Origin of the sequence: Stenotrophomonas sp. NPDC077421 (assembly GCF_049545505.1) — a bacterium.
GTDB classification, from domain to species: Bacteria; Pseudomonadota; Gammaproteobacteria; order Xanthomonadales; family Xanthomonadaceae; genus Stenotrophomonas; species Stenotrophomonas nematodicola.
This window is the reverse complement of sequence record NZ_JBMWDP010000020.1, coordinates 57,441-82,874: the sequence shown is the minus strand read 5'-3', so window position 1 is coordinate 82,874 and position 25,434 is coordinate 57,441. Positions and strand designations below refer to the sequence as shown.

Here is a 25,434-nt window from a genome sequence, read left to right as displayed (position 1 = left end):
CCGTGCGGCCCAGCTGCACCAGGCCGGTACGGCTCATGCGACGGTTGTTCTGGAAGCAGCACGCCACCCACGACGAGGCCGTGAACAGGTGCAGCACGTTGTTGCGGAAGTAGCTGAGCAGCACTGCCGTATCGCCGCTGACGCTGAGCACATCACCGAGCGGGTGCTTGATGCGGGTCAGGACGTTGATTTCCTCGGCATGGGCGATGATCCGCTCCGGCGAGTGCGGGGTCACCGTCACGCGATCGGAGTACGGCATCTCCACCAGCAGGGTTTTGCACAGCTCGATCTGCGCGATCAGGTCGGCCTCGCCCATCGCATGCTTGGGCGTGGACAGCAGCGCCAGCGCCAGCAGGTTGATCGGATTGACGTCGGCGGCGCCGTTGATATGCACCTGGATGCGTTCGGCCAGGTGGTCGACCGTGCCCGACAGCCACGACGGCTTCTCGTCTTCGCCGACCGGCTGCCCATTCCACTCCGGCGCCTGCTGGGCCAGCACGTCGTTGAGCGCGATCGGCTCGCCGAAGTTCACCACGACCTGGCCGTAGTTCTGCTTGAGCACCTTGGGAATGGACCACAGCAGCTGCCAGATCGATTCCTTTTCCTTGGGCCGCCCGGACAGCTCATCCAGGTAGCTGCCGCCTTCCATCAGCTTTTCGTAGCCGATGTAGACCGGCTGGAACAGCACCGGCTTGCGCGGCTGGCGCAGGAACGCGCGCAGCGTCATCGAGATCATGCCGCCCTTGGGCTGCAGCAGGCGACCGGTTCGCGAGCGGCCACCCTCGACGAAGTACTCGATCGAGTAGCCACCCGCCACCAGCTGCGCCACGTACTCGCTGAGCACCGCCGAGTACAGCGCGTTGCCGCGGATGGAGCGGCGGATGAAGAACGCGCCTCCCTTGCGCAGCAGCGTGCCCACCACCGGCAGGTTCAGGTTGATGCCGGCCACGATGTGCGGCGGCACAATGCCACGGTCGTACAGCAGGTAGGACAGCAGCAGGTAGTCCATGTGGCTGCGGTGGCTGGGCACGTAGACCACTTCGTGCCCGGGCGCGGCCGCCTTGAACTTGTCCAGGTGATGGACCAGCACGCCGGCATAGATGCGGTTCCAGACGTGGCTGAGCATGAAACTCGCCGAGCGCACCACCGGGCTGGAATAGTCCGCGGCGATTTCCCAGGCGTAGGCATGCGCCTTCTTCCAGGCATCGGCCGGCTTGGAGTTGTCGCGCTTGGCCTGCGAGGCGATCGCCTCGCGCACGGTGTCGGCATCGAGCACCTTGTCCACCAGCAGGCGGCGGGTGGACAGATCCGGACCGATCACCGATTCACGGATACGGCGGAAGTGCGTGCGCAGCACCCGCTGCAGCTTGCGCACGGTGCGCTCGGGGTCCAGCCCCTCGTCCACGGTGGTGCGCAGGGAAATCGGCGGCGCGAAGCGCACGATGGTGCTGCGGCCGTTGAGCAGCACGGCCAGCAGGCGACGGAACCGGCCCACCAGTGCCCAGTTTTCCGAGAACAGCACGGCGAACCAGCCGCTCTGCTTGTCCGGCGCACGTCCGACGAAGATCGACACCGGCACCAGGTGCACGTCCAGCTCATCGCGTGCGCGATGGGCCTGCAGCACCTTGGCCAGCGAATCCGAATGGGTCTTGGCGCCGCGCTGCTCGGGAATCAGCGAGTTGCTGCTGCTGCGGCGGGACAGCGCCAGGTAAGCACGCCGGCGCCCGGTCGGGTCGCCGGCGATGGGCACCAGCGGCGAGGGCAGGCCGGCTTCACGGCAGGCCTTGTCCAGGATCAGCGCGTTGGACAGCCCGTAGTCTTCCAGCACATAGACCACCGGGCGGCCGTCGTTGTACTGGCCGGGATGTTCCGGTTCGATCTTCAGCGACAGCCACGGCTCGACCAGCCGGCCCAGCAGGCGCGCCCACCACGGGCGGCGGCCCACCGGGGCACGGGTTCCGGGCACGATGGCGGACGGCGCGGTTGCCGCCGGGTCGGCCGCAGCCGGCGCCTCACCGGGCTCGGCCGGACTGCCGGCAACGGGCGCGGTGTCGGGCGACGCGGACGGTGCGTCCGGCGTCTTGGGCGGCTCTTCGCCGGGGAAAGGCAGGGGATTCTGGTTCGGCATCGGCTTCATTATGGCTTAGCCGGTGCGGAAGCATCGTCCTTGACCGCAGCGGCCGCCTCTGCTTCAGCCGCCTTGGCGGCGTCATGTTCAGCTTGTGCGGCCTCGGCGGTCCGCAGCAGCGCGTCGGTGTCTTCGAGCGTCCGCGTCACGTACCAGTGGCCCTCGCGACGGGTCATGCGCACCTGTGCGTCGATCTGTTCGCCCGCCAGCGGGTACTGGATCCGCACCACGGCGGTATCGCCCTGCTGGGACACCAGTTCGCCGCGCAGTTCGGTCAGCGCCGTGTCCAGCGACAGGCCGTAACTGGCCAGCGCGGTTTTGAAGGCCTTGGCGAACGGTCCCAGCCGGCGCAGCGAACCTTCCATGCCCGCGGCCTGCAGTTGTTCCTCGGTGGACAGCGCGGCGGTCCGCGCCGTGGCCGTCAGCAGGGTGATGGTGGTGCGGGCGCGCTGTTTGTCGGTCAGCGGGGCGGCGGCCGCCCAGCGGCTGAGCGCGTCGACCACCTGGGTGTAGTGGGCGCGCTCGGTTTCGCTGTAGTCGCTCTGGTTGCGCAGGTACTGCACACCGAACAGTCCCATCGAATGCGCCGCCTGGCGCACCCCCGTGGCCTGGCCGGCAATCTGCGCGTCGAAGGCGCGCTGCAGGCGCTGCGGCGCGTCCGGCCGTGACAGCGCGGCCATCATCGGCAGGAACTGACCATCAAGCGGCAGTTCGGTCAGCGGCCAGCGGCTGCGTCCCTGGGCCCAGGCCGCCTGCAGGCGGTCGTACTGGGCCGGCGGCACCGACGCCTGCGCGTAGCCGACAAGGTCATTGTCGGCGACGAGGCGGGCAAGCTGGCGCAGGGCCGCCACCGGTTCGGCGGCTGGCGCATCCGGATCGATCTGATCGCGCTTGCACGCACTGAGCAGCACCAGGCCGCAGAACGACAGCGCCAGTACCCACTCTCGACAACGCCCTGGCATCAACGGCATGGACATGAATTCGGACTCCCCGGACCGGTCCGCATCTTGCGGCCTGGGGCCCTGCAGCGGCAAGCCGGGCCCTTGCGGCGCCACCATAGGAGGCCGCAGGTCATTGAAAAACAAGAAAAACGAACGGACACCGGCCGGGACCGGCGCGGTGCCCGTGCCCGACAGGGTCTAGTCGTGGGTCCAGGTCGCCCGGATGAAGTCGGCCATGTGCCCGTCCGACAGCCGTGCATATACGCCTGGATAGCCGGCCTGCGCGCAACCCACGCCCCAACTGACGGTCCCGAGAACCGTCCACCGGCCCTCGCGCTGCACCAGCAGCGGACCGCCCGAGTCGCCCTGACAGCTGTCGATGCCTTCTTCGCCAGCGCAGAGCACCTTGCCCGCCTGCAGGTTGGGATAGGCGTTGCGGCACTCACGGAACGGGACATAAGGCGTCTGCACGGTCTGCAGGACGGTCGGCGCGCCCGCCGGTCCTTCCAGGCCGGTGTCGCCCCAGCCGATCACGGTAAAGCGGCGACCACGGCGCAGGTAGCCGGTGTCACCGCCGAGCAGCGGCACCGCGAACTGGCCCTTGGCGATCGGGCGGCGCAGTTGGATCAGCGCGATGTCGTTGACCAGGGCTCTGCTGTCGTAGGCCGGGTGAACGTGGATGGCCTTGATGTTGGACACCCGCCGGCGCCCGGTGGTGTCCAGCGTGGTCTTGCCGGCCAGCACCGCGTAGTCACGCGGCAGCGCATCTTCCACGCAGTGCGCGGCGGTCAGCACCCAGGACGGCGAGATCAGGGTGGCGCCACACCAGTGACGCGCGTGGTCGGACTCGCCCCGGGCAAGCTGCTGCAGGCTGACCATGAAGGGGTACTGCCCGGGCTCGGCATCGATGCCGCCGATGATCCTGGGGCTGTGTCCGTCCAGCGGCGGGGTGGCCAGCGCCGGGGCGGACACCGTGGCCATGACGACGAGAGCGGCCACGGCCGCGCGGTAACGCATGTGCATGCTGCAACTCCTTTGCAGTGATGAAGAAGCGGACGACACGGCCGGGAGGGCACGTGCCGGGATCGATTCGACGGCAAAGGCGGGAGACAGACTGGGCGACGCTTCTCAGTTCGCTGTGGCCAGCGACCCGGCAGCGATTGATGGATTCACTTCTGCAACCGTGCGCAACACGACAACGAGACGCGGTTCCGGCACCAAAGAACGCGTCGGTGCCGGCACACGGAGCGCCGGCACTGTGCGGGGATCAGCGCAGGACCGAGGCGATTTCGGCCTGGATCGCCAGCGCGGCGGCGCGCGGGTCGGTCGCCTGGCGGATCGGCCGGCCCACCACGATGGCATCGGCGCCATCGGCGAACGCCTGGGCAACGCCTACAGTGCGCTTCTGGTCATCGCCCACCGGGCCACCCGGGCGGATGCCGGGGCAGACAATGGAGAAACCCGGCCCGGTAGCCGCGCGGATCGGTGCGGCCTCCTGGCCGGAGGCGATGACGCCGTCGATGCCGGCCGCCCGGGCGGCCAGCGCGCGCTCGACCACCACGTCCACCGGCGCCCGGTCGATGCCCATGCCACGCAGATCGTCCTGGCCCATCGAGGTCAGCACGGTCACCGCCAGCAGGCGCATGTCGCTGCCGTTGGCGGCGGCGCAGGCCTCCATCATCGCCGGGTGCCAGCCGTGGATGGTGGCGTAGCTCACCGGCCACTGCGACAGCCGCTTGATCACCGCGGCGGCGGTGGCGGGGATATCGAAGAACTTCAGGTCGACGAAGACGCGCTTGTCGCGCGTGGCGAGCGCATCAAGCACCTGGAAGTATTCGCCGGACGCCAGCAGTTCCATGCCGATCTTGTAGAACGACACGCTGTCGCCCAGCCGGTCCACCCACGCCAGCGCCTCATCGCGTCCCGGCACGTCCAGCGCGACGATCAGGCGTTCATCATCGCGCAGCGGCAGCGGTGCCCGGCTCACGGCGCGTAGTCCAGCGCAGCGCGCTTGGCATCGTGGCGGGCCTGGCGCGACTGGCTGTAATCGTTGTTGAACTGCGCCGGCTCGAAGCCGCCGTAGGTCGGGTTGGGCAGCATCCACCAGCGCTCGCCGAACCAGTCGTGGTACTGCTGCAGCAGCGCGTCGCGGCCATCGTTGGTGTTGGCGGTGACTTCGACGAAATCGCCCAGCTGGTCGCCGAACTGCATCAGCACGCGGTACTTCTGGCCGGCCAGGCGGCGGCGGCAGTTCTTTTCGCTGCCGGCCTGCTCGCAGCCTTCCACCACGGTGCCCAGGCCGAGGAAGACGCTGTCATCGGCCACCGGCAGGCCTTCGGCGCGCAGGTTGGCGAGGGTGGCGTCCTTGAGGTGAACCGCGCGGTTGGAGATGTACAGCAGGGTCACGCCGCGGGCGTTGGCGGCCTTGGCGAAATCGACCACGCCGGGGATCGCCTTGGCCTTCTTTTCGGCCACCCACTGGTCCCAGGTCATCTCGTCGTATTCCTTGCCGTCACGCACCAGGCGCGCCTGGTAGGGCGAGTTGTCCAGCACGGTCTCGTCCACGTCCAGCACCACCGCCGGCTTCAGGCCCTTGGCTTCGTTGCCGCGCTCTTCGGGCACCAGCGCATCCCAGTGGGCTTCCTTCAGCGCGGCATCCAGGCGGTCGGCGGCGGCGCGGTAGGTCTGCTCGGTGATCGCACGGTATTCCTGCGAACGCTGCATCCACAGCACCGCATTGAGATTGTCGTTGGCGGCCACGGCGGCATCGCCGCTAGCAGCCGGTGCATCGGCAGACGCGGCGACGGTCGGGGGTGCGGCATCAGCCGGGGCTTCGGTGCGCTTGCAGGCGGTCAGCGCCATCACGGCGCAGGCAAGCACGGACAGGGGAACAGCAGCAATACGACGCATCGGGGTCACCAGCAACAGAGTCGTGCCAGTTTACCGGCTTGGCCGGCGGCGTTCATGCCGGCGGCGGCGCTCGGCTATGCTGCACCCCCTTGAAACACCGTGGAGCCCCCCGTGACCGATGACGTCCAGACCCCTGCCCTGCCCGTGCTGAGCGCGGCCCAGGCCCGCACCCTGGGCTGCCTGATCGAGAAGGAGGCCACCACCCCGGACGCCTACCCGCTGACGGTCAATGCCGCCCAGTTGGCGGCCAACCAGAAGACCGCGCGGGAGCCGGTGATGGCCCTGTCGGCCGGGGATGTGCACCACGCGCTGCGCCAGCTGGAGACGCTGGGGCTGGCCCGCCAGCAGTTCTCCTCGCGTGCCGAGCGCTATGAACACCGTGCCGGCAGTGCGCTGGACCTGACCCGCCAGCAGCTGGCGGTTCTGGGCCTGTTGCTTCTGCGCGGTCCGCAGACGGTGAACGAGCTGCTGACCCGCAGCGAGCGCCTGTTCCAGTTCCAGGACGCCGACGAGCTGCGGCACCATGTGGAGCGCATGATCCAGCGCGGCCTGGCGGTCCAGCTGCCGCGCGCCAGCGGACAGCGCGAAGACCGCTACATGCACCTGCTGGCCGGCCCGGTGGACGTGGAGGCGTTGGCGGAGGCGTACAAGGCGGCGCCGACCAGTGGTGGCGGTGGCAGCGCCGCGCTGGATGCGCGCGTGCAGCAGCTGGAGGCCACTGTGGCCGAGCTGCAGGAGCAGCTGGCGGACCTGCGCGCGCAGTTGGGCGGCTGAAGAGCAGCCGGGCAGAGCCCGGCTCTACGGGGTGTCGGACAGCGCGGTCGGAGTGTCGGACAGCGCGGTCGGAGTGTCGGACAGCGCGGTCGGAGTGTCGGACAGCGCGGTCGGGGTGTCGGACAGCGCGGTCGGGGTGTCTGGCAGCGCGGTCGCGGTGTCGGGCAGCCCGCCCGACCCTGCCTCCGTGCCGGGCTCAGGCAGTCATGACGCCACCACCGCCGGGGCCCCTGGCGTGGCGAACAGCAGCACCACGTTGCCACCGTGCGGCGGCGGCAACAGCAGGTCGCCGCGATCTTCCATGCCCAGCTTGCGCAGCAGGGCGGCCGACCGCAGGTTGTCCGGCGACACGATGCCGTACAGATCGGCGTGGTGCAGCACATCGCGCGCGTAGTGCATCACCCCGCGCGCGGCCTCCAGCGCGTAGCCGTGGCCTTCGTACGGCGAGAGCAGCGCGTAGCCGATATCCGGCGCGGGCAGTCCATCGCGGCGTACCAGCCCGGCATTGCCCAACCATGCGCCGTCGCTGCGACGGATGATGGCGTACATGCCAAAGCCGTTGAGGGCATAGCTGCCCAGCACGCGCTCGGCGGTGTAGTCACGCGCCTGCGCCAGGGTACGCACGCCGCGGTCGGCGATGTTGCGGATGAACCCCGGTTCGTTGAGCAGGGCCAGCATGTCGGCCGCATCATGGTCGGGGTCGATCAGGCGCAGGTGCAGGCGGTCGGTCTGGATCACGGCGGACATGCGGGTCACTGCGGAGGAAGATGCCCCGATTGTGCAATGCGCGCCCCGAACACGGTAGCGCCGGCCCCTGGTCGGCTGCTGTTCGCCCTGGCCGGCGGCAGCCGACCAAGGGTCGGCGCTGCGCGACGCGCGTGGTCAGTCGAACAAGGCCTGGATCGCCGCCAGTCCTGCACTGGCGCGCTCTTTCTTGCGTTCGGCATCGGCGACCGGATCGGCACCGTCGCGCTGCATCTCCTCGGCCGGGATCTCCTCGAAGAACCGGCTGGGCTTGAGCCGCACGTGCTCGCCGAACTTGCGCGTGAGCTTGCTGTAGCTCATCCACAGCTGCACCTTGGCGCGGGTGATGCCCACGTAGAGCAGGCGACGCTCTTCCTGCAGGTTGCCCTCGTCGAGACTGACCTGGTGCGGCAGCACGCCGTCCTCGCAGCCAACGATGAAGACGTACGGAAATTCCAGGCCCTTGGACGCATGCAGGGTCATCATCCGCACCTGGTTGCCGCCATCGTCCTTGTCGTTGCGCGACAACAGCGCCAGCTGCGCGGCCAGGTCGGCGGTGGAAGCACCGCGCGGGCCGCCTTCGAACCACTGCGCCAGCTCTTCCAGGTTGGCCAGACGGCGCTGGTACACCGATTCTTCCTTGCAGGCGCTGCGCAGCTCGGAGACCAGCCCCGACTCCTTCACCAGCCGCCGCACCAGGTCGCCGGAACTGAGCTGCGGCATCTGCGCGCGCAGGTCGCGCAGGATGTCGGTGAAGCGGCTCAGGCCGTTGGCCGCGCGCGGCGGCAACTGCGACAGCGCGCCGATCGCCTCGGCCGCATGCGCCATCGGCAGGTCCTTCTCCGACGCCAGTTCGGCCAGCTTGGCCAGCGTGCCGGCACCCACTTCGCGCTTGGGCGACTGCACCGCGCGCATGAACGCCGTATCGTCGTCGGGGTTCACCAGCAGGCGCAGCCAGGACAGCGTGTCCTTGACCTCCTGGCGCTCCAGGAACGCGGTGCCGCCGGTGATGTGGTACGGCGCGCGCACCAGTTGCAGCGCCTTTTCCAGTGGCCGCGACTGGAAGTTGCCGCGGAACAGGATGCAGAAATCACTCCAGGGAATCTGCTTGGAGGTGGCCAGGTAGGATATCTCCGCCGCCACCTTCTCCGCTTCGTGCTCGCTGTTGCGGCACTCCCACACGCGGATGCGTTCGCCGTCGGCCTGGTCGCTCCACAGCTTCTTGAGGTGCTCGTGCGGGTTGTTGGCGATCAGCGCATTGGCCGCGCGCAGCACGCGGTTGGAGCAGCGGTAGTTCTGCTCCAGCTTGATGATCTCCAGCGCCGGGTAGTCGCGCGCCATCTGCTGCAGGTTTTCCGGATTGGCACCACGCCACGCGTAGATCGACTGGTCATCGTCGCCCACGCAGGTGAAGTTGCCCTTGCTGCCGGCCAACTGCTTGAGCAGCCGGTACTGCGCATCGTTGGTGTCCTGGCATTCGTCCACCAGCAGGTAGCCGATGCGTTCGCGCCACGCCAGGGCGATCTCCGGGTTCTCTTCCAGCACCTGCACCGGCAGGCGGATCAGGTCGTCGAAGTCGACCGCGTTGAACGCGGAGAGGCGCAGCTGGTATCGCTCGTAGACGCTGGCCGCTTCCTTCTCGCGGTTGCTGCGCGCGGCCGCCATCGCCTGCTCCGGCGAAAGGCCGGCGTTCTTGGCGCGCGAGATCAGGTTCTTCACGTCTTCGATGTCATCCGGCTTGGCGCCGTACATCAGGTCCTTGACCTGCGAGGTGGCATCGTCGGCGTCGAAGATCGAGAAGCCGCGCTTGAGCCCGACCGAGGCATGCTCGATCTGCAGGAATTTCAGCCCCAGCGCGTGGAACGTGCAGATCGTCACCTCGTCGGCGTCTTCGCTGCGCAGGCGCTTGGCCACGCGTTCGCGCATTTCCTTGGCCGACTTGTTGGTGAAGGTGATGGCCGCGATGCGCCGCGCCGGATAGCGCTTGCTGGCGATCAGCTGGCCGATCTTCTCCACGATCACGCGCGTCTTGCCGCTGCCTGCGCCCGCGAGCACCAGCAGAGGACCTTCGCAGTGCAGGACTGCCGCGCGTTGGGGAGGATTGAGACCGTGCATGCCGACTCCGGGGGAGGGGCATTGTAGCGGGCCGCGCCGGTGCGGCGGCGGCCGGGGAGGATTGACCTGCGCGCGCGCCCTGCGCTATTGAGGGGGGGATCATGTGAAGCAGGACACGGGGCGTCATGAGGGGATGCATTGCAGGGGGCCGGGCCGTGCTGCTGGGCGCGGTACTGTGCGGGCTGGTGGGTGCCGCCGCCGCTGCGGAGGCCGACGCGCCTGTCTTCGACCCGTGGGCCGCCGACGTGCTGGGCTCGGAGACGTTCCTGGCCTCGCACCCGGACATGCGCTATCGCAAACTGGGCAACGAAGCGATGCAGGGCGGGCGGCCCGAGCAGGCGCGGAGCTATTACCGGCGGGGTGCGCGCTACGCGGACAAGCTGTCGCAGGCGGCCCTGGCCGAGCTGCTGTGGAACGGCGTGGGCGGGCCGGCCGACCGCGCGGCCGCCTATGCCTGGATGGACCTGGCCGCCGAGCGCGGCGACCGCTTCCTGCTGGTGCACCGCGAACGCTACTGGGCCGCGCTGGACCCGGCCGAGCGCGACCGGGCACTGGTGGAAGGCCAGGCGCTGTACGACACCTACGGCGACGCCGTGGCCAAGCCACGCCAGGAGCGCGAGATGCGCCGCGGTCGCAATGAGGTGACGGGCAGCCGGCTGGGCTGGATCGGCGCGCTGAAGATGACCGTGCGCGGCGAGGACGGGCAGCAGCAGGCCATGCCGGTGGACCGCTTCCTGCAGGACCGCTACTGGGAGCCGGCGCAGTACTGGCACTGGCAGGCCCAGGCGATGGAGCAGATGCAGCGCGCCGGCACGGTGGAGGTGGGGCCGGCCACCGGTGTGCCACCGGCCGAGTGACGCCGGCGGCGGCACCGGCCATCTGCGGATAAAATGCGGCATGGCCAAGCTCTACTTCTACTATTCGGCGATGAACGCCGGCAAGACCACCACCCTGCTGCAGTCGGCGCACAACTACCGCGAGCGCGGCATGCGCGTGGCCATCCTGACCCCGCGCCTGGACGACCGCGCCGGGCACGGCGTGGTCGCCTCGCGGATCGGGCTGAAGGCCGACGGTGTGGCCTTCGACCGCGATACCGACCTGCAGCGCCTGATCGCCGCGGACATCGCCGCAGGAGGACCGCTGGGCTGCGTGCTGGTCGATGAGGCCCAGTTCCTCACCCGCAGCCAGGTCTGGCAGTTGAGCGAAGTGGTCGATGAGCTGCGCATTCCGGTGCTGTGCTACGGCCTGCGCACCGACTTCCGCGGCGAACTGTTCGAGGGCAGCCAGTACCTGCTGGCCTGGGCCGACGAGATGCAGGAGATCAAGACCATCTGCCACAGCGGCAAGAAGGCGACGATGACCGTGCGCGTGGACGAACACGGCCATGCCGTGCAGGACGGCCCGCAGGTGGAAATCGGCGGCAACGAACGCTACGTGTCGGTCAGCCGCGCCGAGTTCAAGAAGATCACCCGCGGCGAAGGCCGCATCGATCCGATGCAGGCCCCGCTCCCGCTGTGACGGTGGGGAGCCGGGCAGAGCCCGGCTCTACGTCAATAGAGCGTGCGTTCCGGTGCGCCCACCGGCGGCGGGCTGTACTGGTACAGCCAGGTTTCGGTCAGCGTACGGCCGCCGCTGCGCAGGTACAGGCGGATGTCGATCTGCTGGGTGCTGTCGTCCGGCGGCACCACGTCGAACATCGCGCGGTAGCCCTTGATCTCGCGCAGCGGGCGCGCCGAGACGATCTCGGTGCGGCCACGGCTGACCTGCACCACCGCTTCCACCTCGGCCTTGTCGATCAGCGCAGCCAGCTCGCCACCTGCGAAGTCCACGGCGAAGCGCCAGGAGAAGTACTCGCGCTTCTTGCCGATCACGCCGCCCAGGCCGGTGCGGCTGTCCACGCAGTGCGCCATCGGCGGTCGTGCCGGCGGCTGCGCGCCCCAGTACAGCCGATAGCCCAGCAGCAGTTCCTGCCCTGGCTGCGGCTTGGCGTCGGGGTTCCAGAACGCCACGATGTTGTCGAAGGTTTCATCCACGGTGGGGATTTCCACCAGCTGCACCGAGCCCTTGCCCCATTGGCCCTTCGGCTCCACCCACAGGCACGGGCGCTTCTCGTAGAACACGCCGTCGTCCTGGTAATGGTCGAAGTTGCGGTCGCGCTGGAGCAGGCCGAAGCCGCGCGGATTGTTGTCCACGAACATGTTGAAGCGCAGCTGCGCCGGGTTGCACAGCGGGCGCCAGATCCATTCGCCGGCGCCGGTCCACATCGACAGGCCATCGGTATCGTGGATTTCCGGCCGCCAGTCCCAGGCCATGCGGCGGTCGTTCTCGCCCACCTGGTACATGCTGGTGCACGGGGCGATGCCCAGCCGCTCGATCGCCTTGCGCGGATACAGCGCGCAGTCGATCTCCATCAGCAGCACATCGCCGTTGGTGATGGCGAAGCGGTAGGCGCCGGCAACGCTTGGCGAATCCAGCAGCGCATACACCACCAGGGTGTTGGAGTCGGCGGCCGGCTGCTCCAGGTAATAGGCGATGAAGTCCGGGAATTCCTCCGGACGGCCCATGCCGGTGTCGATCGCCAGGCCGCGCGCCGACTGGCCGTACTGGCCTTCCCTGCCGACCGCGCGGAAGTAGCTGGCACCGAGGAACGCGGCGAAGTCGCGGTCGGTGTCCTGGCGGGTGTTGAGGCGGAACCCGGCAAAGCCGAGGTCGGGCGGCAGGTGGCTGCCCTTCAGGCCGCTCTTGCCGTAGTCGAACGCGGCCGGGTCGTAGGCCAGTTCCTGGGCGGTGCCATCCACCACGTCGTACATGCGCACCGGGGAATGGAAGTACAGCCCGAGGTGGAAGAACTTGGCCTGGTACCTGCCGGGCTGGTCGGCCCACAGGGCGTGGTCCTGGCGGTAGCGGATGGACTGGTACTGGTCCCAGTCCAGCGCTTCCAGCGGACCCGGCAGGGTGCGCCTGTGGCTCTGGTAGGCCGCCTGGGACAGCGCGCGCGCCTGGCCCTTGAGGGAGGCGAAGTCGAACGGCTGCGGCTTGCCGAGGCGGCGCAGGCCGACCTGGTTGCCCTGCGCGGCGCAGGCCGGCAGCGCGGGCAGGCCGGCGGCAGCCAGGGCCAGGGAAGCGGTGCGGATGAAGTCGCGTCGTTGCATGCAGGCAGCGATGGCAGGAAAGGGCCGGCCATCATAGGCAGGCGAACGTTAATTCGCCGAGGTGGACGCGGCGGAGCGTTCAGCCACGGCCAACGAGGGGCAGGCCTGCTGCGCCTGCGCCAGCTCGTGCGCCATCGCACCGCCCTGCGGCTGTTGCCGGCGTACGTCGGCCTGCAGCGCGGCCAGCGCCTGGCGGCCGCGCTGCGGCGCCTCGCCGCAGGACAGCAGCGCCAGCGATGCGCGTGCCCGCCAGCGCCGCTGCCGGGTATCGGGCTCCTCGCCCGGGAGCTGCGCAAGCGTTTCCAGCACGCGTCGCGCTTCCACGTCCTGCCCCATGCGCATCAGATTCCGCGCCCAGGCCAACTGCAGCTCCTGCTGCTGCGCCACTGCGGCCGTGCCGGCCGGAGCAATGCGCCGCATCAGGCTGATCAGCCGCTCACCGGCCTGACGCGGGTCGCCCTGCGCGCCGATGATGCCGGCCATCGCCTGGTCGGCCTGCAGCACCAGGGGGTCCAGCTCGCCGCGCTGCGCGGCCTGCCACTGCCGCCCTTCATGCAGGGCCGCCAGCGCCTCCCGCCAGCGGCCGCTGGCGGCCAGCGCCGTGCCCTGGTCGTAGAGCCCCTGCGGCAGCAGGCGCACGCAGTCCGGCTGGCGCCAGATGGCCACGGCGTGAGCGAAGTCGACCTCGGCTGCGGCGCTGTCGCCGCGCTCCAACGCCAGTTGCCCCATCGCGTGCCAGGTCAGGCCGGTATCGCGGTGCTGCTCGCCCAACGCCTGTCGGGTCAGCCGGTGGACCTGCTGCAGCGTCGCTTCGGCCTGGTCCAGGTCGCCGCGCTGCATTGCCACTACCGCGCGCAGGCGTCGGATCGACAGGGTTTCCGGATGATCCGGTCCGTACAGGTTGACCGCGGCCGCCCAAGCCAGGTGCAGGGTCCGCTCGGCGCCGTCCAGGTCGCCCTGCGCGGCCAGGGTTTCGCCGAGGTGACGGCGCAGGGTGATCAGCTGCGGGTGGCGCCCGCCGACGCGGGTCTGCAGCAGCTGCAGGGCCTGGCGGTAACCTGACAACGCGGCCTGCGCATGGCCTTCGTCGCTGTCCAGCGCCGCCAGGTCGGACAGACTGTCGGCGGTGGCCACCACATCGCGCAGCACATCGCGGCGCAGCGCCAGTGCCGTGGTGAAGGCGGCACGCGCCGGGGCGCGGTAGCCGAGCAGCTGCTGGCAGCGCCCGAGCTGGGCGTGGTATTCGGCCACCAGCGTCGGCATCTGCAGGCGCTGCTGGCTGGCCAGCGCCTGCATCGGCAACAGGTGGGCCACGCAATCGCGCGAGCGGCCGAGCATGCGCAGCGCGCGCCCGCGCTGGGTAACCGCCTCCAGCTGCAGCGCCGGCGGCACCTCCTTGACCTGCTCCAGCAGAGCACGCTGGCGATCCAGCGTCTGCAGGGCCAGCTGATAGTCGCCCAGGCCGATCCGCAGGCGGCCGATCACGCCCTCCAGGTCGGCCAGCGACAGCGGCTGGTCGGCCAGCTCCACTTCGCCGCGCTGCTGCCCGGTGGCCAGCAGCTGGCGCACATCGAAGCTGCCGTGGCGCACGCCGGCAGCGCGGTCGAACAGCCCCACGGTGAAATCCTGCATGGCCTGCGCGCGGGCGATCTCGCGGCGCGCCTGCTGCATCTGCCAGAGCGCCAGCACCGCCAGCGCGATCAAGGCGAGCACGCTGACCGTGCCCAGGCCGACGCCCCAGCGGTGGCGGCCGATGTACTTGCGCAGCCGGTACAGCGTGCCCTGCGGGCGGGCGTGGATCGGGCGACCCTCCAGAAACCGGCGCAGGTCCTGCGCCAACGCCTCGACCGAGGCATAGCGCTGGCCCGGCTCCTTCTGCAGCGCCTTGAGCAGCACCGTGTCCAGATCGCCCCGCACCCGCCGTGCCAGCCGCCGCAGCGCCGACCCGGCCGCGCCGCCCTCGCCGGCCCGGCGCAGCAGCAGGCTGGAGGCGCGCGGCGCACTGACCTCCATGATCGACCGCTCCCACTCGGCGTCGCTGTGCCGGCGCAGGCGATACGGCTTCTGCCCGGTGACCACCTCAAACAGCACGACGCCCAGCGAGTACACATCGGTCAGCGTAGTCACCGGCGCGCCGCGTACCTGCTCGGGCGCGGCGTAGTGCAGGGTGAACGCGCGCGCCTCGGTGGGCGGGTGCACCGGGGGCTCGCCCTCGTCGGCATCGAGCAGCTTGGCGATGCCGAAATCCAGCAGCTTCACCTCGCCCTCGGCGGTGACCAGAATATTGGAGGGCTTGAGATCGCGGTGCACGATCAGGTTGGCGTGCGCGTGGCTGACCACCGCGCACACCTGCAGCATCAGCTGCAGGCGGCGTTCCAGCGGCAACTGCAGGCGCTGGCAGTAGTCGGTGATCGGCTCGCCTTCGACATACGCCAGCGCCAGGTAGGGCTGTCCCTGCAGGTCCATGCCGGCGTCCAGCAGCTCGGCCAGGTGCGGGTGCTGCAGGCGGGCCAGGATGTCGCGTTCGCGGCTGAAACGCTGGCGCAGCCCGGGGTCGGCATAGCCGCTGCGCAGCAGCTTCAGCGCCACCTGCCGCTGGTACAGCCCGTCGGCGCGTTCGGCCAGCCACACCTCGCCCATGCCGCCCTGCCCGAGCGGGCGCAGCAGCCGGTAGGGCCCGACGAGGGTGCCGACACGGCTGTCCTCCGGCGCGGCGGTCCACAGCGGCTGGGCCATGAACTCCTCGCTCTCGCGCTCGTGCACCAGCAGCCGCGCCAGGTCATCGGCCAGGCTTGGATCCTCGGCGCGAAGCTGCGCCAGCCGCTGCGCACGCTGTGCGTCGGTCAGGTCCAGCAACGGATCCAGCAGCGACGACAGCCGCCGCCAGCGCGAAGCCTCCATCGATCCCCTCCCGCCTGCTGACTGCCTACCCGCGCCGCCACGCGGGGCCCGGATGCCGCTGTGCTAGTCCTCGCGGACCGAGGCCAGCAGGAACATCCGTGCCTTCTGCCAGTCGCGCCGGATGCTGCGTTCGGACCGCTGGCAGAGCTCGGCGATTTCCTGCTCGGACAGGCCGGCGAAGTAGCGCAGCTCCACCACCCGCGCCAGGTGCCCATCCACCGCCTGCAGGCGCGCCAGCGCCACGTCCAGCGCCAGCAGGTCCTCGTCCAGGCGCACGCCGCTGCTGCTGTTTTCGGGAATCTCGGCAACGCGCTTGAGATCGCCGCCGCGCTTGCGCGCGAGCCGGTTGCGGGCGTAATCCACCACCACGCTGCGCATCGCCGAGGCAGCATAGGCGAAGAAGTGCGCGCGATCCTCGAAACGGGCGGCGCCGCGCGCGCCCAGCAGCTTGAGGTAGGACTCATGCACCAGCGAGGTGGCGTCCAGGGTGCGGTTCTGCTGCCCGGCCAGCTGCCGCCGCGCCATGCTGTGCAGCTCCTGGTACAGCAGGGTCAGGACCCGGTCCAGCGCGGCGCGGTCGCCCGCGCGGGCCGAGTCGAGCCATACGGTGATATCCGCGCTTTCGTTCATCGCACACCCCCGCCGGTGACGTTGGCCGGACTATAGCGCCCCGGGAGAGACGGCCGCGAGACGATGCGGCGATGGCCGGCTCAGCGTTGGCAGTGCCCGCACCAGACGCTGGCGCGCTGGCCGATGGTGGCGTGGCGCAGCGGCCGCCCGCACTGGCGGCAGGGTTGGCCGTCACGGCCGTAGACCAGCAGCTCCTGCTCGAAGTAGCCCGGGGCGCCGTCGGGGTTGATGAAGTCGCGCAGGGTGGTGCCGCCGCGGGTGATCGCGTGGCCGAGGATCTGCTTCACCGCCGTGGCCAGGCGCTGGTACCGCTCGCGGGAGATGCGCCCGGCCTCGCGCAGCGGGTTGATGCCGGCCATGAACAGGCTCTCGGCGGCGTAGATGTTGCCCACCCCCACCACGATGCCCTGGTCCATCAGGAAGGTCTTCACCGAGGCGCTGCGGCCACGGCTGCGCTGGAACAGGTAGTCGCCGTTGAATTCGTCGTCCAGCGGCTCCGGGCCCAGCCCGGCCAGCAGTTCATGGGTCTCACCGGCCGGCTGCCAGAGCAGGCTGCCGAACCGGCGCGGGTCGTTGAAGCGCAGCAGGCGGCCGTTGTCCAGGCTGATGTCCACGTGGTCGTGGGCCCGCACCGGGGTATCGCCGGGCAGCACGCGCAGGCTGCCGGACATGCCCAGGTGCAGCAGCGCGCTGCCGATGGCCGTGTCCAGCAGCAGGTACTTGGCGCGGCGGCGGACGCCGTCGATGGCCTGGCCCGGCAGCAGCGCGGCGATCTCCGCCGGGATCGGCCAGCGCAGGTCCGGCCGGCGCAGGATCACGCCGTGCACGCGGCGGCCTTCCAGGTGCGGCGCCAGGCCGCGACGGGTGGTTTCGACTTCGGGAAGCTCGGGCATGCGCAGATTCTAGCGAGCCCCCGCCCGCTGCGGACGGGCTGGTTCAGCGCGGCGGCGCGGCCAGTTCCTTGGCGCTCAGGTACCCGTCGCCGTTGGCGTCCTGCCTGTGGAAGCGCTCGATCAAGGTCTGGCGCTGCTGTTCGCGGGTGATCGGGCTGCCCTTGCCGCCCGGCAGCTCATCGCGGGTCAGCACGCCATCGCCGTTGCGGTCCATGCGGTCGAACGCATACAGCATCCACTGCACGTACTCTTCCACGCCGACCTTGCCGTCGCCATCGCTGTCCATGCGCTGCAGGTAGCTGCCGGTGTCGGACACCTGGGCCTGGGCGGCCGCGCTGGCGAGCAGCAGCAGCCACGAAAAACGCCGCACGGGGCGGCGTTTTTCGGCTGACGGGTGAACACGGTGCACGGTTCAGTGCGCCGTCAGTGCGTAGCCCTTCAGGCGCGCGGCATAGTTCTGCAGCGCGGCGATGCCACTGGCCTCGGCCTCGTGGCACCAGGCCTGCAGCAGCTTCAGACGCTCGGCCGCGTCGTTGCCACGCGCTTCCAGCAGGGCCGCCAGACGGGCGCGGTGCTCGACCAGCACGCGGATGCGCGGACGCTGATCGACCCAGGTGCTGAGCTGGGCACGGCAATCGGGCTTGAGCCAGCGACCGTCGTTGACCAGCCCACGGCGCATGCGGCGCGGCAGCAGCTTGCGCAGCTTGGCGCCGGCCATCGCGGCCTCCTCGCGCAGCGCCGGCACGAATACGTTGCGCTGGTAGTCGGTCATCGCCTGGAAGCGGTGCGACAGCAGCGCCTTGAGGGTTTCCGCATCCGGCACGGCGATGTTCGGACGTACGTCCATGCTCGGCGCCACACGCAGCACCTTGGCCAGGCGCAGCGCCTGCAGACCGCGGATGGCGGCCCAGCCGATGTCGAACTCCCAACGGCGCATCGAGAAGCGGGCCGAGCTGGGGAAGGCGTGGTGGTTGTTGTGCAGCTCTTCACCGCCGATCCAGAACGCCCACGGCGTCAGGTTGGTGGAGGTGTCGGCCGACTCGAAGTTGCGGTAGCCCCACCAGTGGCCCAGGCCATTGACCACACCGGCGGCCCAGAACGGGATCCAGGCCATCTGGATCGCCCACAGCGCCACGCCGGGCAGGCCGAACAGCACGCTGTTGATGACCAGCAGCGCGACCGGCCCCAGGTTGGCGTGCGGGGTGTACAGGTGGCGCTCGATCCAGTCGTCGGGCGCGCCGCGACCGTACTGCTCGATGTCCGCGCGCATGCCGCGGGCCTCGCGGTACAGCTCCACGCCGCGCCAGAACACCTTGCCGATGCCCTTGGTCACCGGGCTGTGCGGGTCTTCGTCGGTTTCCACCTTGGCGTGGTGCTTGCGATGGATCGCCACCCACTCCTTGGTGATCATCGAGGTGGTCAGCCAGGTCCAGAAACGGAAGAAGTGGGCGATGACCGGATGGAAGTCCACGCCGCGGTGGGCCTGGCTGCGATGCAGGTACAAGGTGACGGCGAAGATGGTCAGCTGGGTGAATACCAGCAGCACCAGCGCCATGCCCCACCAGCCAAGGCCGACAACACCGCCGGTCAGGAAGTTGAGGAGCGTATCGAACATCGCAGGACTCCGGGCCGCAGCGGCCAGCAAGGAAACGGGTACACCTCCGGACATGATGGGGCCTGACGTTGCAAACTTCATCCATCCGGTGCGATTTTTACGGCGTCATTCAGTTCAAACCCTCCTTCGTGAGCATGCCCCCGCATTCATGACAGTTGCCGCCACTTCCCCCTCCCCGTTGTCCACCACCCCGCTGATCGAACTGGACCGCGCCTGCGTGATCCGGGGCCAGGTGCGGGTGCTGCACGAGCTCAGCCTTCGCATTGCCCAAGGCCAGCACACCGCGCTGCTCGGCCCCAATGGCTGTGGCAAGTCGTCCTTCATCAAGCTGATCACCCGCGAGCTGTACCCGCTGGCCCACGGCGACGGGACGGTGGCCGTACGCGTGCTGGGGCAGAACCGCTGGCAGGTGGACCGGCTGCGCTCACAGCTGGGCATCGTTACCGGCGACCTCAGCAGCTCGCTGGCCGACATGCCCGGGCTGACCGTCGAAGAGGCCGTGCTGTCGGGGTTTTTCGCCAGCTTCGTGGTGCCGGCCTTCCGTGAAATCACCGAGGACATGCGCGCGCGGGTGCGTGAAACGCTGACCATGACCGCCGCCCTGCCCCTGCTGCAGCGCCGCTATGCCGAGTTGTCCGCCGGCGAGACGCGGCGGGTGCTGATCGCCCGTGCGCTGGTCAACCGCCCGCAGGCGCTGCTGCTGGACGAACCGTCCACCGGCCTGGACCTGGTGGCGCGCCAGCACCTGATCGCCACCATGCGGGCGCTGGCTGCCCAGGGCATCACCCTGGTGCTGGTCACCCACCACATCGAAGAGGTGATTCCGGAGATCGAGCGGGTGGTACTGCTGCGCGCCGGCAGGATCGTCGCCGACGGCAGCCGCGCCGCGCTGCTGCGCGATGCACCGCTGTCGGAGGTGTTCGGCGGCCCGATCCAGGTAGTGGAGCAGGACGGGCGGTTGAGCGCGTTCGCCGGCTGACCCGGCACCCGCGGGAGGCGCCCACAAGGGGGCGGGGCCCTTGCCCCGCCCCGCCGTCCTCAGAACGTCAACGCCCGCGCCCGCGATTCGATCGGGGCCATGCGGCTCTGGTCCTGCAGCTGCAGATCACGCAGCTCGAACGGCGCCGCATAGCCACGCGGCAGGTCCACACTGGCGAACGGCAACCGCAGCTGGGCAGTGCCCGGTGCGTCGAACCAGGCCGCGCTGTGCGCCTGCGCCACCGGCCGCAGCTGCCCATCCGGGCCGGTGGCATACAGCGTCCCGCGCGCCTCATAGCGCCCCGGCGCGCCGATCTGCAGCGGCAGGCGCACGGCGCGGGCCGTCGGGTCCGCCTCGGCCTGGCCGCTGAAACGCGCGGTCGGCTGCGCGACGGCGAAGGCGACCTTGGCATCGCGCTGCACGCCCCTGGCGCCGACGAAGGCCTGCAGCTCCCACAGGCCCTGGACCGTGCCGACGTCCTGCGGGATCGTCACCTGCGCCTGCAGGCCGTCCCTGCCGGCCACCAGCGGTACCGGCCAGCTGCGTCCATCCGGTGCCACCAGCAGCGCCTCGCCCTCAGCCGGCAGGGCCCGCGTGGTGGAGCGCCCCGCCGCCAGCGCGGTGCTGCCGCCGTCGTCCTGCAGGCGTGCGCTGACCACCACGCGGCCACCGGCCAGCACCTGCTGGCGGTCGGCCTGCAGGCGCAGCCCAATCGCGCTGTTGGGTTCCAGCACCTGCACCACGTAGCGCCCCTGCGCCTGGGTGCTCTGCAGTCGGTAGGTGCCCACTGCGGCGCTGCCTCCGGTACGCACCATCGCCGTGCCGGTGCCGGCGGGCATGCCGGTGGCGCGCAGCTGCCCGGCATCCACGATACGGTCCACGGCCAGCGCACCGGTCGGGTCGCGCACCTCCCACTGCTCGGGTCGCAGGACCCGTGCGCCCTGCACCGGACTCACCTGGATCACCGCATCCGGTGCGGTCAACGGCAGCGCCACGCCCCGCTGCAACGCGGCGGCGTCAACGGTTTCCCAGTAGCTGCGGCTGAGCGCGGCCTGCGGCGCCGGCGCTGTGAGCGGCTGGGTCGGGTCCAGTGCCCAGGCGAAGCTCAGCGGTGCGCGTTCACCCGCCTCGTCAGGCAGCGCGGCGCGTTCCACGCGCGGGGCCACCTGGTCGCTGCTGCGCGCCGGCAGCAGCGGTTGTGCAGCCTGCAGCGGCGCGGCCAGTACGGCGGCGGCCACGGCCACCACGATCGTCAGTCTTGCAGTCATCGTGTGCTCCTCACAGGGCCAGGTCATTGCGCAGGATCGTGCCCAGGCCGAAGCACTCGCGGCGGCTCTGGTTGTGGCTCAACGGCTCGGCGCCGTTGGTGCGCTGCTTGTCGGTGAACCAGGTGGTGCCGGCAGCCTTCTGGCTGCTGCACTCCAGGAAGCCGTCCGAGCAGCTGTTCAACCAGTTCTGGGTGAACTCCAGCCCCACGTTCTGCGCGTAGCCTCCGCAGTAGCTGTTGCTGTCCCATACCGCCGACTCCACATCCGAGCCGACCACCGCGCGGAACGGCCTGGGCAGCGCCGGGCGCCCGGCCGTGCCGTACAGGTTCTGTGCGTTGTAGGTGGCCATGTGGCCCACCTGCTGCTGGCGGACCGCGTCGTTGGTGTACCCGAGCAGCCAGCCCACCGAGGTTTCAAAGGTGTTGCCGTTGAGGACCGCATCGGCCAGCGGCGTGCCCGCCGAGGAGGGCGCCAGCGCGGTGACCTTGCTGACCGTCTGGATGATCTTCGGATAGCGGCTGTCATAGGTGGGGTTGGACAGGATCCAGCGCACCACGTTGCCGCCGTTGGAATGGGTGATCACCACCAGCCTGGTGATGCCTTTGCCGTTGATGAAGGTGGTCAACTGCCCGGCCAGGCAGCCGGCGGCCTCGGGCTTCCACATGTACTGGGTGAAGTCGCAATTGATGACGGTGTAGTTGGCGCTGTTCGGCAATCCCAGCCGTACCGTGTCGATGATGCCGGGCTGCCAGTAGTCGGCTCGCGCATCGGTCTGCGCGCCCGTGCCGTGCACGAACGCCACCCCCACCACATCCGCTGCCTGCGCACCGCCGCACGCCAGCATCAGGCCCACGGCCAGGCCGACGCCCATCCTTCCTGCGTTGCTTCGCATCCGTTGTCTCCCATGTCAGGTGATCCCCCTGGTTCCAGCAGCGGTTCACTATCGAATGCAATGATCGACATTCGCATGACAAGTGGCCGTGCCTTCGGCGGAAGCTATGCCGTAAGCGCATCGAATTCCGTGCGCCAGTAGATGTTTCCTATCTTCTGAGCCGATTCGCCGGTCGATCAGGGTGGTTTGTGCCGGGTCTGGCCGCATGACGGCCGGCGCTGCCAGCGGGCGGGCAAGCTGCGATCATGCGCGTCCGACTGTTTCCGAGACCTGCCGATGTCGTCGACCTTCACGCCCTTCCCCGCCCTGCGCCCCCTGCTCGGCACCGCCCTGCTCGCAGCGCTGGCCGGCTGCGCGACGACAGCCGCCCCGCCAGCCACGCCCGTGGAAGCCTCGGTGACGACCAAGGCGGTGGGCTATCTGCCCGCCGATGCGGTGCCGGCCAGCCTGGCGCTGGTGCCTGCACCGCCGGCCGCCGGCTCGGCCGGTTTCGCCCTGGATGAGCAGGTCAGCCGCGAGGCACGGGCGCTGCGCGACAGTCCGCGCTTCGCGCAGGCCCACCGCGATGCCGAACTAAGCTTCCCGGCCGGCGCCAACCAGTTCTCCTGCGCCATCGACGTGGAGGTGGACGCAGTGAAGACGCCGGCGCTGTACCGTCTGCTGGAACGCAGCCGCATCGATGCCAGCGCGGCCACGCGCACCGCGAAGAAGCACTACCAGCGCCCACGGCCGTTCATGGTCGACAACGAACCCACCTGCAGTCCGGAAGACGAGCAGGACCTGCGCGGCAATGGCTCCTACCCGTCAGGCCACACCTCGATCGGCTGGGCCTGGGCGTTGATCCTGTCCGAAATCGCGCCGGACCGCGCCGACGCGATCCAGGCCCGTGGCCGCAACTACGGCGAAAGCCGGCTGGTATGCAACGTGCACTGGCAGAGCGACATCCTCGAAGGGCGTTTCATGGGCGCCGCCGCCGTGGCGCGCCTGCACGGCAACGCCGCGTTCAACAAGGACCTGATGGCCGCACGAAAGGAGATCGTCGCCGCGCGCAAGGCGGGCCTGCATTCCAGCCGCGACTGCGCGGCCGAGGAAGCGGTGCTGAAGGTGCGGCCGGCAAGCGCGCTGTAGGAGACCTTGCGTGTAACCGCCGACCAACGGTCGGCGCTACGGAAGCGGGTGCCGACGCGTGGTCGGCACCCGCCCGGCCATCAGAACTTCGCGGTGAACTCCACGCCGAACGTACGCGGCTCGTTGAGGAAGCCGGTCAGGTTGTTGAAGTCGATCGCACCGACCACACGCACCTGGTCGGTCAGGTTGCGACCGTACACGGCAACGTCGTACTGGCCGTAATCCCAGTTGTAGCCCAGGCGCAGGCCGCCTTCCAGCGACGAACGGCTGCGGAACTCCGGGGACTCGTACAGGAAGAAGTTCACTTCGCTGCGGTAAGCCCAGTCGGTGTACACGTACAGCTCGCTGGCGTCAGTGATCGGGAAGCCCGCACGCAGGGTCAGGTTGTGGATCCACTTCGGCGCCTGCGGCAGCGGATTGCCGTTGACCAGCGCGTAGGTGCCGCCGTTGATCACGGTGGTCGGGTCGGTGATGGTGCAGCCGCCACCGCAGATCGCCACCGCCAGGTCGCGGTCCTTGATCTCGGTGTCGTTGTAGCTGCTGCCCAGGGTGAGCAGCACGTGGTCGGTCAGGTAGGCTTCGAAGTCCAGCTCGGCGCCCTGGCCGATGGTCCTGTCGGCGTTGAGCAGGGTGGCGGTGTTGTTGCTGCCGCCCACGGCGATCAACTGCTGGCCGTCCACGTTGTAGCGGAACACGTTGAAGCCCAGGCGGGCGCGACGGTCGAACAGGTCGGCCTTGATGCCGGCCTCGTAGGAGATCACCTTCTCCGAATCGGCCTGCGACACGCCGCCGAAGGCCAGGCGGCCCTGGATCGACGGGGCGCGGAAGCCCTTGGCCACGCGCGCGTAGGCATTGAGGTTGTCGGTGATCTGGTACACACCGCTCAGATCCCAGCTGACGTCGTCGACATCGCTCTTGGCGATGTACGGGCCGCTGACCGGCGTACCCCCCTGCACGGCCTGCAGCACGCTGGCGCTGAAGTCCTTCTTGTCCTGCGTGTAGCGCACGCCACCGCGCAGCTTGAAGCGCTCGGTCACGTCGACATCGCCGGAAGCGAACGCGGCCCACGCCTTGTTGCGCTGGGTCTGCACGGCATGGCCGGTCTGCGGATTGCCCGGAGTAAGCGAGTCGTAGTTGAAGCTGTCGATGGTGACTTCTTCATCGAAGTAGAACACGCCGGCCTGCCAGTCGAAGCGGCCCCACTCGTTGGATTCCACGCGGAATTCCTGCGTCCACTGACGATGGTGCGGCAGGCCGTCGGCCGACTCGGACGGGAACGGGATGAAGCCCGGGCCATAATTGCCCGCGCCCAGGAAGGCCGCGCCGTAGCCACCGTCGATGTCGCCGTGGTTGAGCGACTCGGCGGTCTCGTAACCGGTGATCGAGTGCAGCGTCACGCGGCCCAGGTTCCACTGCAGGCGCGCGCTGCCGCCCCAGGTTTCCAGGTCCGAGAAGTTCTCGCCGTCGGTGGACACGTCGTCGCGGTCGAAGTTCTCGACCAGCTGGTTGGTGCCCGGCTTGATGATGTTGGCGCGGAACAGGCGCGCGGTGCCGTTGAGCTTGCGCTTGTGCAGGTTGAACAGCGCTTCGACATCATCGCCTTCGTACAGGAACTGCACGCGCGCGGCGGCTTCGTCATAGCCTTCGAAGCCCTGCGCCGGCGCGTTCTGGCGGGTGTTGGTCACCCAGTCGTCGCGGCGCTGGTACAGCGCCGACACGCGCGCCGACCAGCGGTCGGTCAGCGGGCCGCCGTAGGCGCCCTGCGTGTTCCAGGTGTTGTAGCTGCCGTAGGCAACCTTGATGTAGCCATCGGCATCCTGCGACGGACGCGCCGAATCGAACTTCACCACGCCGGCGGGGGTATTGCGGCCGAACAGCGTGCCCTGCGGGCCGCGCAGCACTTCCACACCGGCCAGGTCGAACAGCGGGAAGCCCTTCAGCAGCGGGCTTTCCTGCACCACGTCGTCGTACACCAGCGAGACCGGCTGCGAGGCATTGAGATCGAAGTCGGTATTGCCCAGGCCGCGGATGTAGAAGCGCGGGAAGGCACGGCCGTAGGACGATTCAATGTTCAGGCTGGGCACGCGTGCCGACAGAAAGCGGATGTCGTCACCGGCCGAACCGAGCACGTCCAGCTTTTCCCCCTGGATGGCCGAGATCGAGACCGGCACGTCCTTGGCGTTTTCCACACGGCGCTGCGCCGTCACCTGCAGGGTATCGAGGGCGACCGGGTCCTTGGCGGCGGGCGCGTCCTGGGCTGCGGCCGTCAATGGCAGCAGGGCGGCGAGGGCGATGACGAGCGGGTGCACGGACGGAAACCGGCCGTGGGCAGTGCGGTTCGGGAACATGGCGTTTAGGCTGTGT

21 protein-coding genes are annotated in these 25,434 nt (G+C 69.5%); 5 read left to right on the top strand and 16 right to left on the bottom strand.

Annotated features, from left to right (window positions below):
- From plsB to ACPEH1_RS12535, 5 genes are all read right to left on the bottom strand, one after another.
- On the bottom strand, window positions 1-2,137 hold a 2,137-nt coding region (gene plsB / locus ACPEH1_RS12555; protein WP_423715867.1), incomplete at its 3' end, for a glycerol-3-phosphate 1-O-acyltransferase PlsB.
- The gene (locus ACPEH1_RS12550) at window positions 2,137-3,105 is read right to left on the bottom strand and encodes a hypothetical protein (RefSeq protein WP_423715866.1); all 969 of its coding nucleotides are present in this window, start codon (window positions 3,103-3,105) and stop codon (window positions 2,137-2,139) included. The genes ACPEH1_RS12550 and plsB, both read right to left, overlap by 1 nt.
- Before the next feature lie 162 nt (window positions 3,106-3,267).
- Window positions 3,268-4,092 carry a S1 family peptidase gene (locus tag ACPEH1_RS12545; protein WP_229296579.1) on the bottom strand — a complete coding sequence of 275 codons (825 nt, stop codon included), beginning with the start codon at window positions 4,090-4,092 and terminating at the stop codon, window positions 3,268-3,270.
- A 244-nt stretch (window positions 4,093-4,336) separates the two neighbouring features.
- On the bottom strand, window positions 4,337-5,056 hold the full coding sequence (pyrF, locus tag ACPEH1_RS12540) for an orotidine-5'-phosphate decarboxylase (protein WP_017355299.1): 720 nt from the start codon (window positions 5,054-5,056) through the stop codon (window positions 4,337-4,339).
- Window positions 5,053-5,979, bottom strand: coding sequence for a 5'-nucleotidase, lipoprotein e(P4) family (locus tag ACPEH1_RS12535; RefSeq protein ID WP_026070654.1), 927 nt, complete (start codon window positions 5,977-5,979; stop codon window positions 5,053-5,055). The genes pyrF and ACPEH1_RS12535 overlap by 4 nt, the downstream gene beginning before the upstream one ends.
- Window positions 5,980-6,090: 111 nt before the next feature.
- Between ACPEH1_RS12535 and ACPEH1_RS12530 the strand changes: the two genes are divergently transcribed.
- The gene (locus ACPEH1_RS12530; protein WP_017355297.1) at window positions 6,091-6,753 is read left to right on the top strand and encodes a YceH family protein; all 663 of its coding nucleotides are present in this window, start codon (window positions 6,091-6,093) and stop codon (window positions 6,751-6,753) included.
- 204 nt (window positions 6,754-6,957) lie between these two features.
- Here ACPEH1_RS12530 and ACPEH1_RS12525 read toward each other — a convergent pair whose 3' ends face one another.
- Window positions 6,958-7,500: a GNAT family N-acetyltransferase gene (locus ACPEH1_RS12525; RefSeq protein WP_017355296.1), complete on the bottom strand. Its 543-nt coding sequence runs from the start codon at window positions 7,498-7,500 to the stop codon at window positions 6,958-6,960.
- 135 nt (window positions 7,501-7,635) lie between these two features.
- Complete coding sequence (locus tag ACPEH1_RS12520; RefSeq protein WP_017355295.1) at window positions 7,636-9,612, bottom strand: UvrD-helicase domain-containing protein; 1,977 nt, start codon at window positions 9,610-9,612, stop codon at window positions 7,636-7,638.
- Window positions 9,613-9,737: 125 nt separating this feature from the next.
- Here ACPEH1_RS12520 and ACPEH1_RS12515 point away from each other — a divergent pair, with 125 nt between their 5' ends.
- Complete coding sequence (locus ACPEH1_RS12515) at window positions 9,738-10,469, top strand: sel1 repeat family protein (RefSeq protein WP_037590935.1); 732 nt, start codon at window positions 9,738-9,740, stop codon at window positions 10,467-10,469.
- A 40-nt stretch (window positions 10,470-10,509) separates the two neighbouring features.
- On the top strand, window positions 10,510-11,130 hold the full coding sequence (locus ACPEH1_RS12510) for a thymidine kinase (RefSeq protein WP_136005712.1): 621 nt from the start codon (window positions 10,510-10,512) through the stop codon (window positions 11,128-11,130).
- 32 nt (window positions 11,131-11,162) lie between these two features.
- Here ACPEH1_RS12510 and ACPEH1_RS12505 read toward each other — a convergent pair whose 3' ends face one another.
- From ACPEH1_RS12505 to ACPEH1_RS12480, 6 genes are all read right to left on the bottom strand, one after another.
- The gene (locus ACPEH1_RS12505) at window positions 11,163-12,764 is read right to left on the bottom strand and encodes a glucan biosynthesis protein (protein WP_423715865.1); all 1,602 of its coding nucleotides are present in this window, start codon (window positions 12,762-12,764) and stop codon (window positions 11,163-11,165) included.
- 48 nt (window positions 12,765-12,812) lie between these two features.
- Window positions 12,813-15,665 carry a serine/threonine-protein kinase gene (locus ACPEH1_RS12500; protein ID WP_166472416.1) on the bottom strand — a complete coding sequence of 951 codons (2,853 nt, stop codon included), beginning with the start codon at window positions 15,663-15,665 and terminating at the stop codon, window positions 12,813-12,815.
- Between the two features lie 63 nt (window positions 15,666-15,728).
- Window positions 15,729-16,295, bottom strand: a complete 567-nt coding sequence (locus tag ACPEH1_RS12495) for an ECF-type sigma factor (protein ID WP_017357607.1) — start codon at window positions 16,293-16,295, stop codon at window positions 15,729-15,731.
- A gap of 80 nt (window positions 16,296-16,375) precedes the next feature.
- Window positions 16,376-17,188 carry a bifunctional DNA-formamidopyrimidine glycosylase/DNA-(apurinic or apyrimidinic site) lyase gene (gene mutM, locus ACPEH1_RS12490; protein WP_017357606.1) on the bottom strand — a complete coding sequence of 271 codons (813 nt, stop codon included), beginning with the start codon at window positions 17,186-17,188 and terminating at the stop codon, window positions 16,376-16,378.
- A gap of 43 nt (window positions 17,189-17,231) precedes the next feature.
- Window positions 17,232-17,558 carry an EF-hand domain-containing protein gene (locus ACPEH1_RS12485; RefSeq protein WP_017357605.1) on the bottom strand — a complete coding sequence of 109 codons (327 nt, stop codon included), beginning with the start codon at window positions 17,556-17,558 and terminating at the stop codon, window positions 17,232-17,234.
- A gap of 42 nt (window positions 17,559-17,600) precedes the next feature.
- The gene (locus ACPEH1_RS12480) at window positions 17,601-18,803 is read right to left on the bottom strand and encodes a DesA family fatty acid desaturase (RefSeq protein WP_136005718.1); all 1,203 of its coding nucleotides are present in this window, start codon (window positions 18,801-18,803) and stop codon (window positions 17,601-17,603) included.
- Window positions 18,804-18,951: 148 nt separating this feature from the next.
- Between ACPEH1_RS12480 and ACPEH1_RS12475 the strand changes: the two genes are divergently transcribed.
- Window positions 18,952-19,782: an ABC transporter ATP-binding protein gene (locus ACPEH1_RS12475; RefSeq protein ID WP_312710783.1), complete on the top strand. Its 831-nt coding sequence runs from the start codon at window positions 18,952-18,954 to the stop codon at window positions 19,780-19,782.
- Between the two features lie 59 nt (window positions 19,783-19,841).
- On the opposite strand, the gene ACPEH1_RS12470 is transcribed toward ACPEH1_RS12475, so the two are convergent.
- Together ACPEH1_RS12470 and ACPEH1_RS12465 are read right to left on the bottom strand one after the other, a co-directional pair.
- Window positions 19,842-21,050, bottom strand: coding sequence for a DUF4785 domain-containing protein (locus ACPEH1_RS12470; protein ID WP_423715864.1), 1,209 nt, complete (start codon window positions 21,048-21,050; stop codon window positions 19,842-19,844).
- A gap of 10 nt (window positions 21,051-21,060) precedes the next feature.
- Window positions 21,061-21,921, bottom strand: a complete 861-nt coding sequence (locus tag ACPEH1_RS12465) for a hypothetical protein (protein ID WP_423715863.1) — start codon at window positions 21,919-21,921, stop codon at window positions 21,061-21,063.
- A 297-nt stretch (window positions 21,922-22,218) separates the two neighbouring features.
- Between ACPEH1_RS12465 and ACPEH1_RS12460 the strand changes: the two genes are divergently transcribed.
- Window positions 22,219-23,070 carry an acid phosphatase gene (locus ACPEH1_RS12460; RefSeq protein ID WP_423715862.1) on the top strand — a complete coding sequence of 284 codons (852 nt, stop codon included), beginning with the start codon at window positions 22,219-22,221 and terminating at the stop codon, window positions 23,068-23,070.
- Between the two features lie 80 nt (window positions 23,071-23,150).
- On the opposite strand, the gene ACPEH1_RS12455 is transcribed toward ACPEH1_RS12460, so the two are convergent.
- Complete coding sequence (locus tag ACPEH1_RS12455) at window positions 23,151-25,418, bottom strand: TonB-dependent receptor (protein ID WP_423715861.1); 2,268 nt, start codon at window positions 25,416-25,418, stop codon at window positions 23,151-23,153.
- Between the last annotated feature and the right edge of the window lie 16 nt (window positions 25,419-25,434).

Excerpts from the sequence above, each read along its gene's own strand:
- ACPEH1_RS12550 (WP_423715866.1), bottom strand. The coding sequence starts at position 3,105 with ATGTCCATGCCGTTGATGCCAGGGCGTTGTCGAGAGTGGGTACTGGCG.
- ACPEH1_RS12545 (WP_229296579.1), bottom strand. The coding sequence starts at position 4,092 with ATGCACATGCGTTACCGCGCGGCCGTGGCCGCTCTCGTCGTCATGGCC.
- ACPEH1_RS12535 (WP_026070654.1), bottom strand. The coding sequence starts at position 5,979 with ATGCGTCGTATTGCTGCTGTTCCCCTGTCCGTGCTTGCCTGCGCCGTG.
- ACPEH1_RS12525 (WP_017355296.1), bottom strand. The coding sequence starts at position 7,500 with ATGTCCGCCGTGATCCAGACCGACCGCCTGCACCTGCGCCTGATCGAC.
- ACPEH1_RS12520 (WP_017355295.1), bottom strand. The coding sequence starts at position 9,612 with ATGCACGGTCTCAATCCTCCCCAACGCGCGGCAGTCCTGCACTGCGAA.
- ACPEH1_RS12515 (WP_037590935.1), top strand. The coding sequence starts at position 9,738 with ATGAGGGGATGCATTGCAGGGGGCCGGGCCGTGCTGCTGGGCGCGGTA.
- ACPEH1_RS12510 (WP_136005712.1), top strand. The coding sequence starts at position 10,510 with ATGGCCAAGCTCTACTTCTACTATTCGGCGATGAACGCCGGCAAGACC.
- ACPEH1_RS12505 (WP_423715865.1), bottom strand. The coding sequence starts at position 12,764 with ATGCAACGACGCGACTTCATCCGCACCGCTTCCCTGGCCCTGGCTGCC.
- ACPEH1_RS12500 (WP_166472416.1), bottom strand. The coding sequence starts at position 15,665 with ATGGAGGCTTCGCGCTGGCGGCGGCTGTCGTCGCTGCTGGATCCGTTG.
- ACPEH1_RS12495 (WP_017357607.1), bottom strand. The coding sequence starts at position 16,295 with ATGAACGAAAGCGCGGATATCACCGTATGGCTCGACTCGGCCCGCGCG.
- mutM (WP_017357606.1), bottom strand. The coding sequence starts at position 17,188 with ATGCCCGAGCTTCCCGAAGTCGAAACCACCCGTCGCGGCCTGGCGCCG.
- ACPEH1_RS12480 (WP_136005718.1), bottom strand. The coding sequence starts at position 18,803 with ATGTTCGATACGCTCCTCAACTTCCTGACCGGCGGTGTTGTCGGCCTT.
- ACPEH1_RS12475 (WP_312710783.1), top strand. The coding sequence starts at position 18,952 with ATGACAGTTGCCGCCACTTCCCCCTCCCCGTTGTCCACCACCCCGCTG.
- ACPEH1_RS12470 (WP_423715864.1), bottom strand. The coding sequence starts at position 21,050 with ATGACTGCAAGACTGACGATCGTGGTGGCCGTGGCCGCCGCCGTACTG.
- ACPEH1_RS12465 (WP_423715863.1), bottom strand. The coding sequence starts at position 21,921 with ATGGGCGTCGGCCTGGCCGTGGGCCTGATGCTGGCGTGCGGCGGTGCG.
- ACPEH1_RS12460 (WP_423715862.1), top strand. The coding sequence starts at position 22,219 with ATGTCGTCGACCTTCACGCCCTTCCCCGCCCTGCGCCCCCTGCTCGGC.
- ACPEH1_RS12455 (WP_423715861.1), bottom strand. The coding sequence starts at position 25,418 with ATGTTCCCGAACCGCACTGCCCACGGCCGGTTTCCGTCCGTGCACCCG.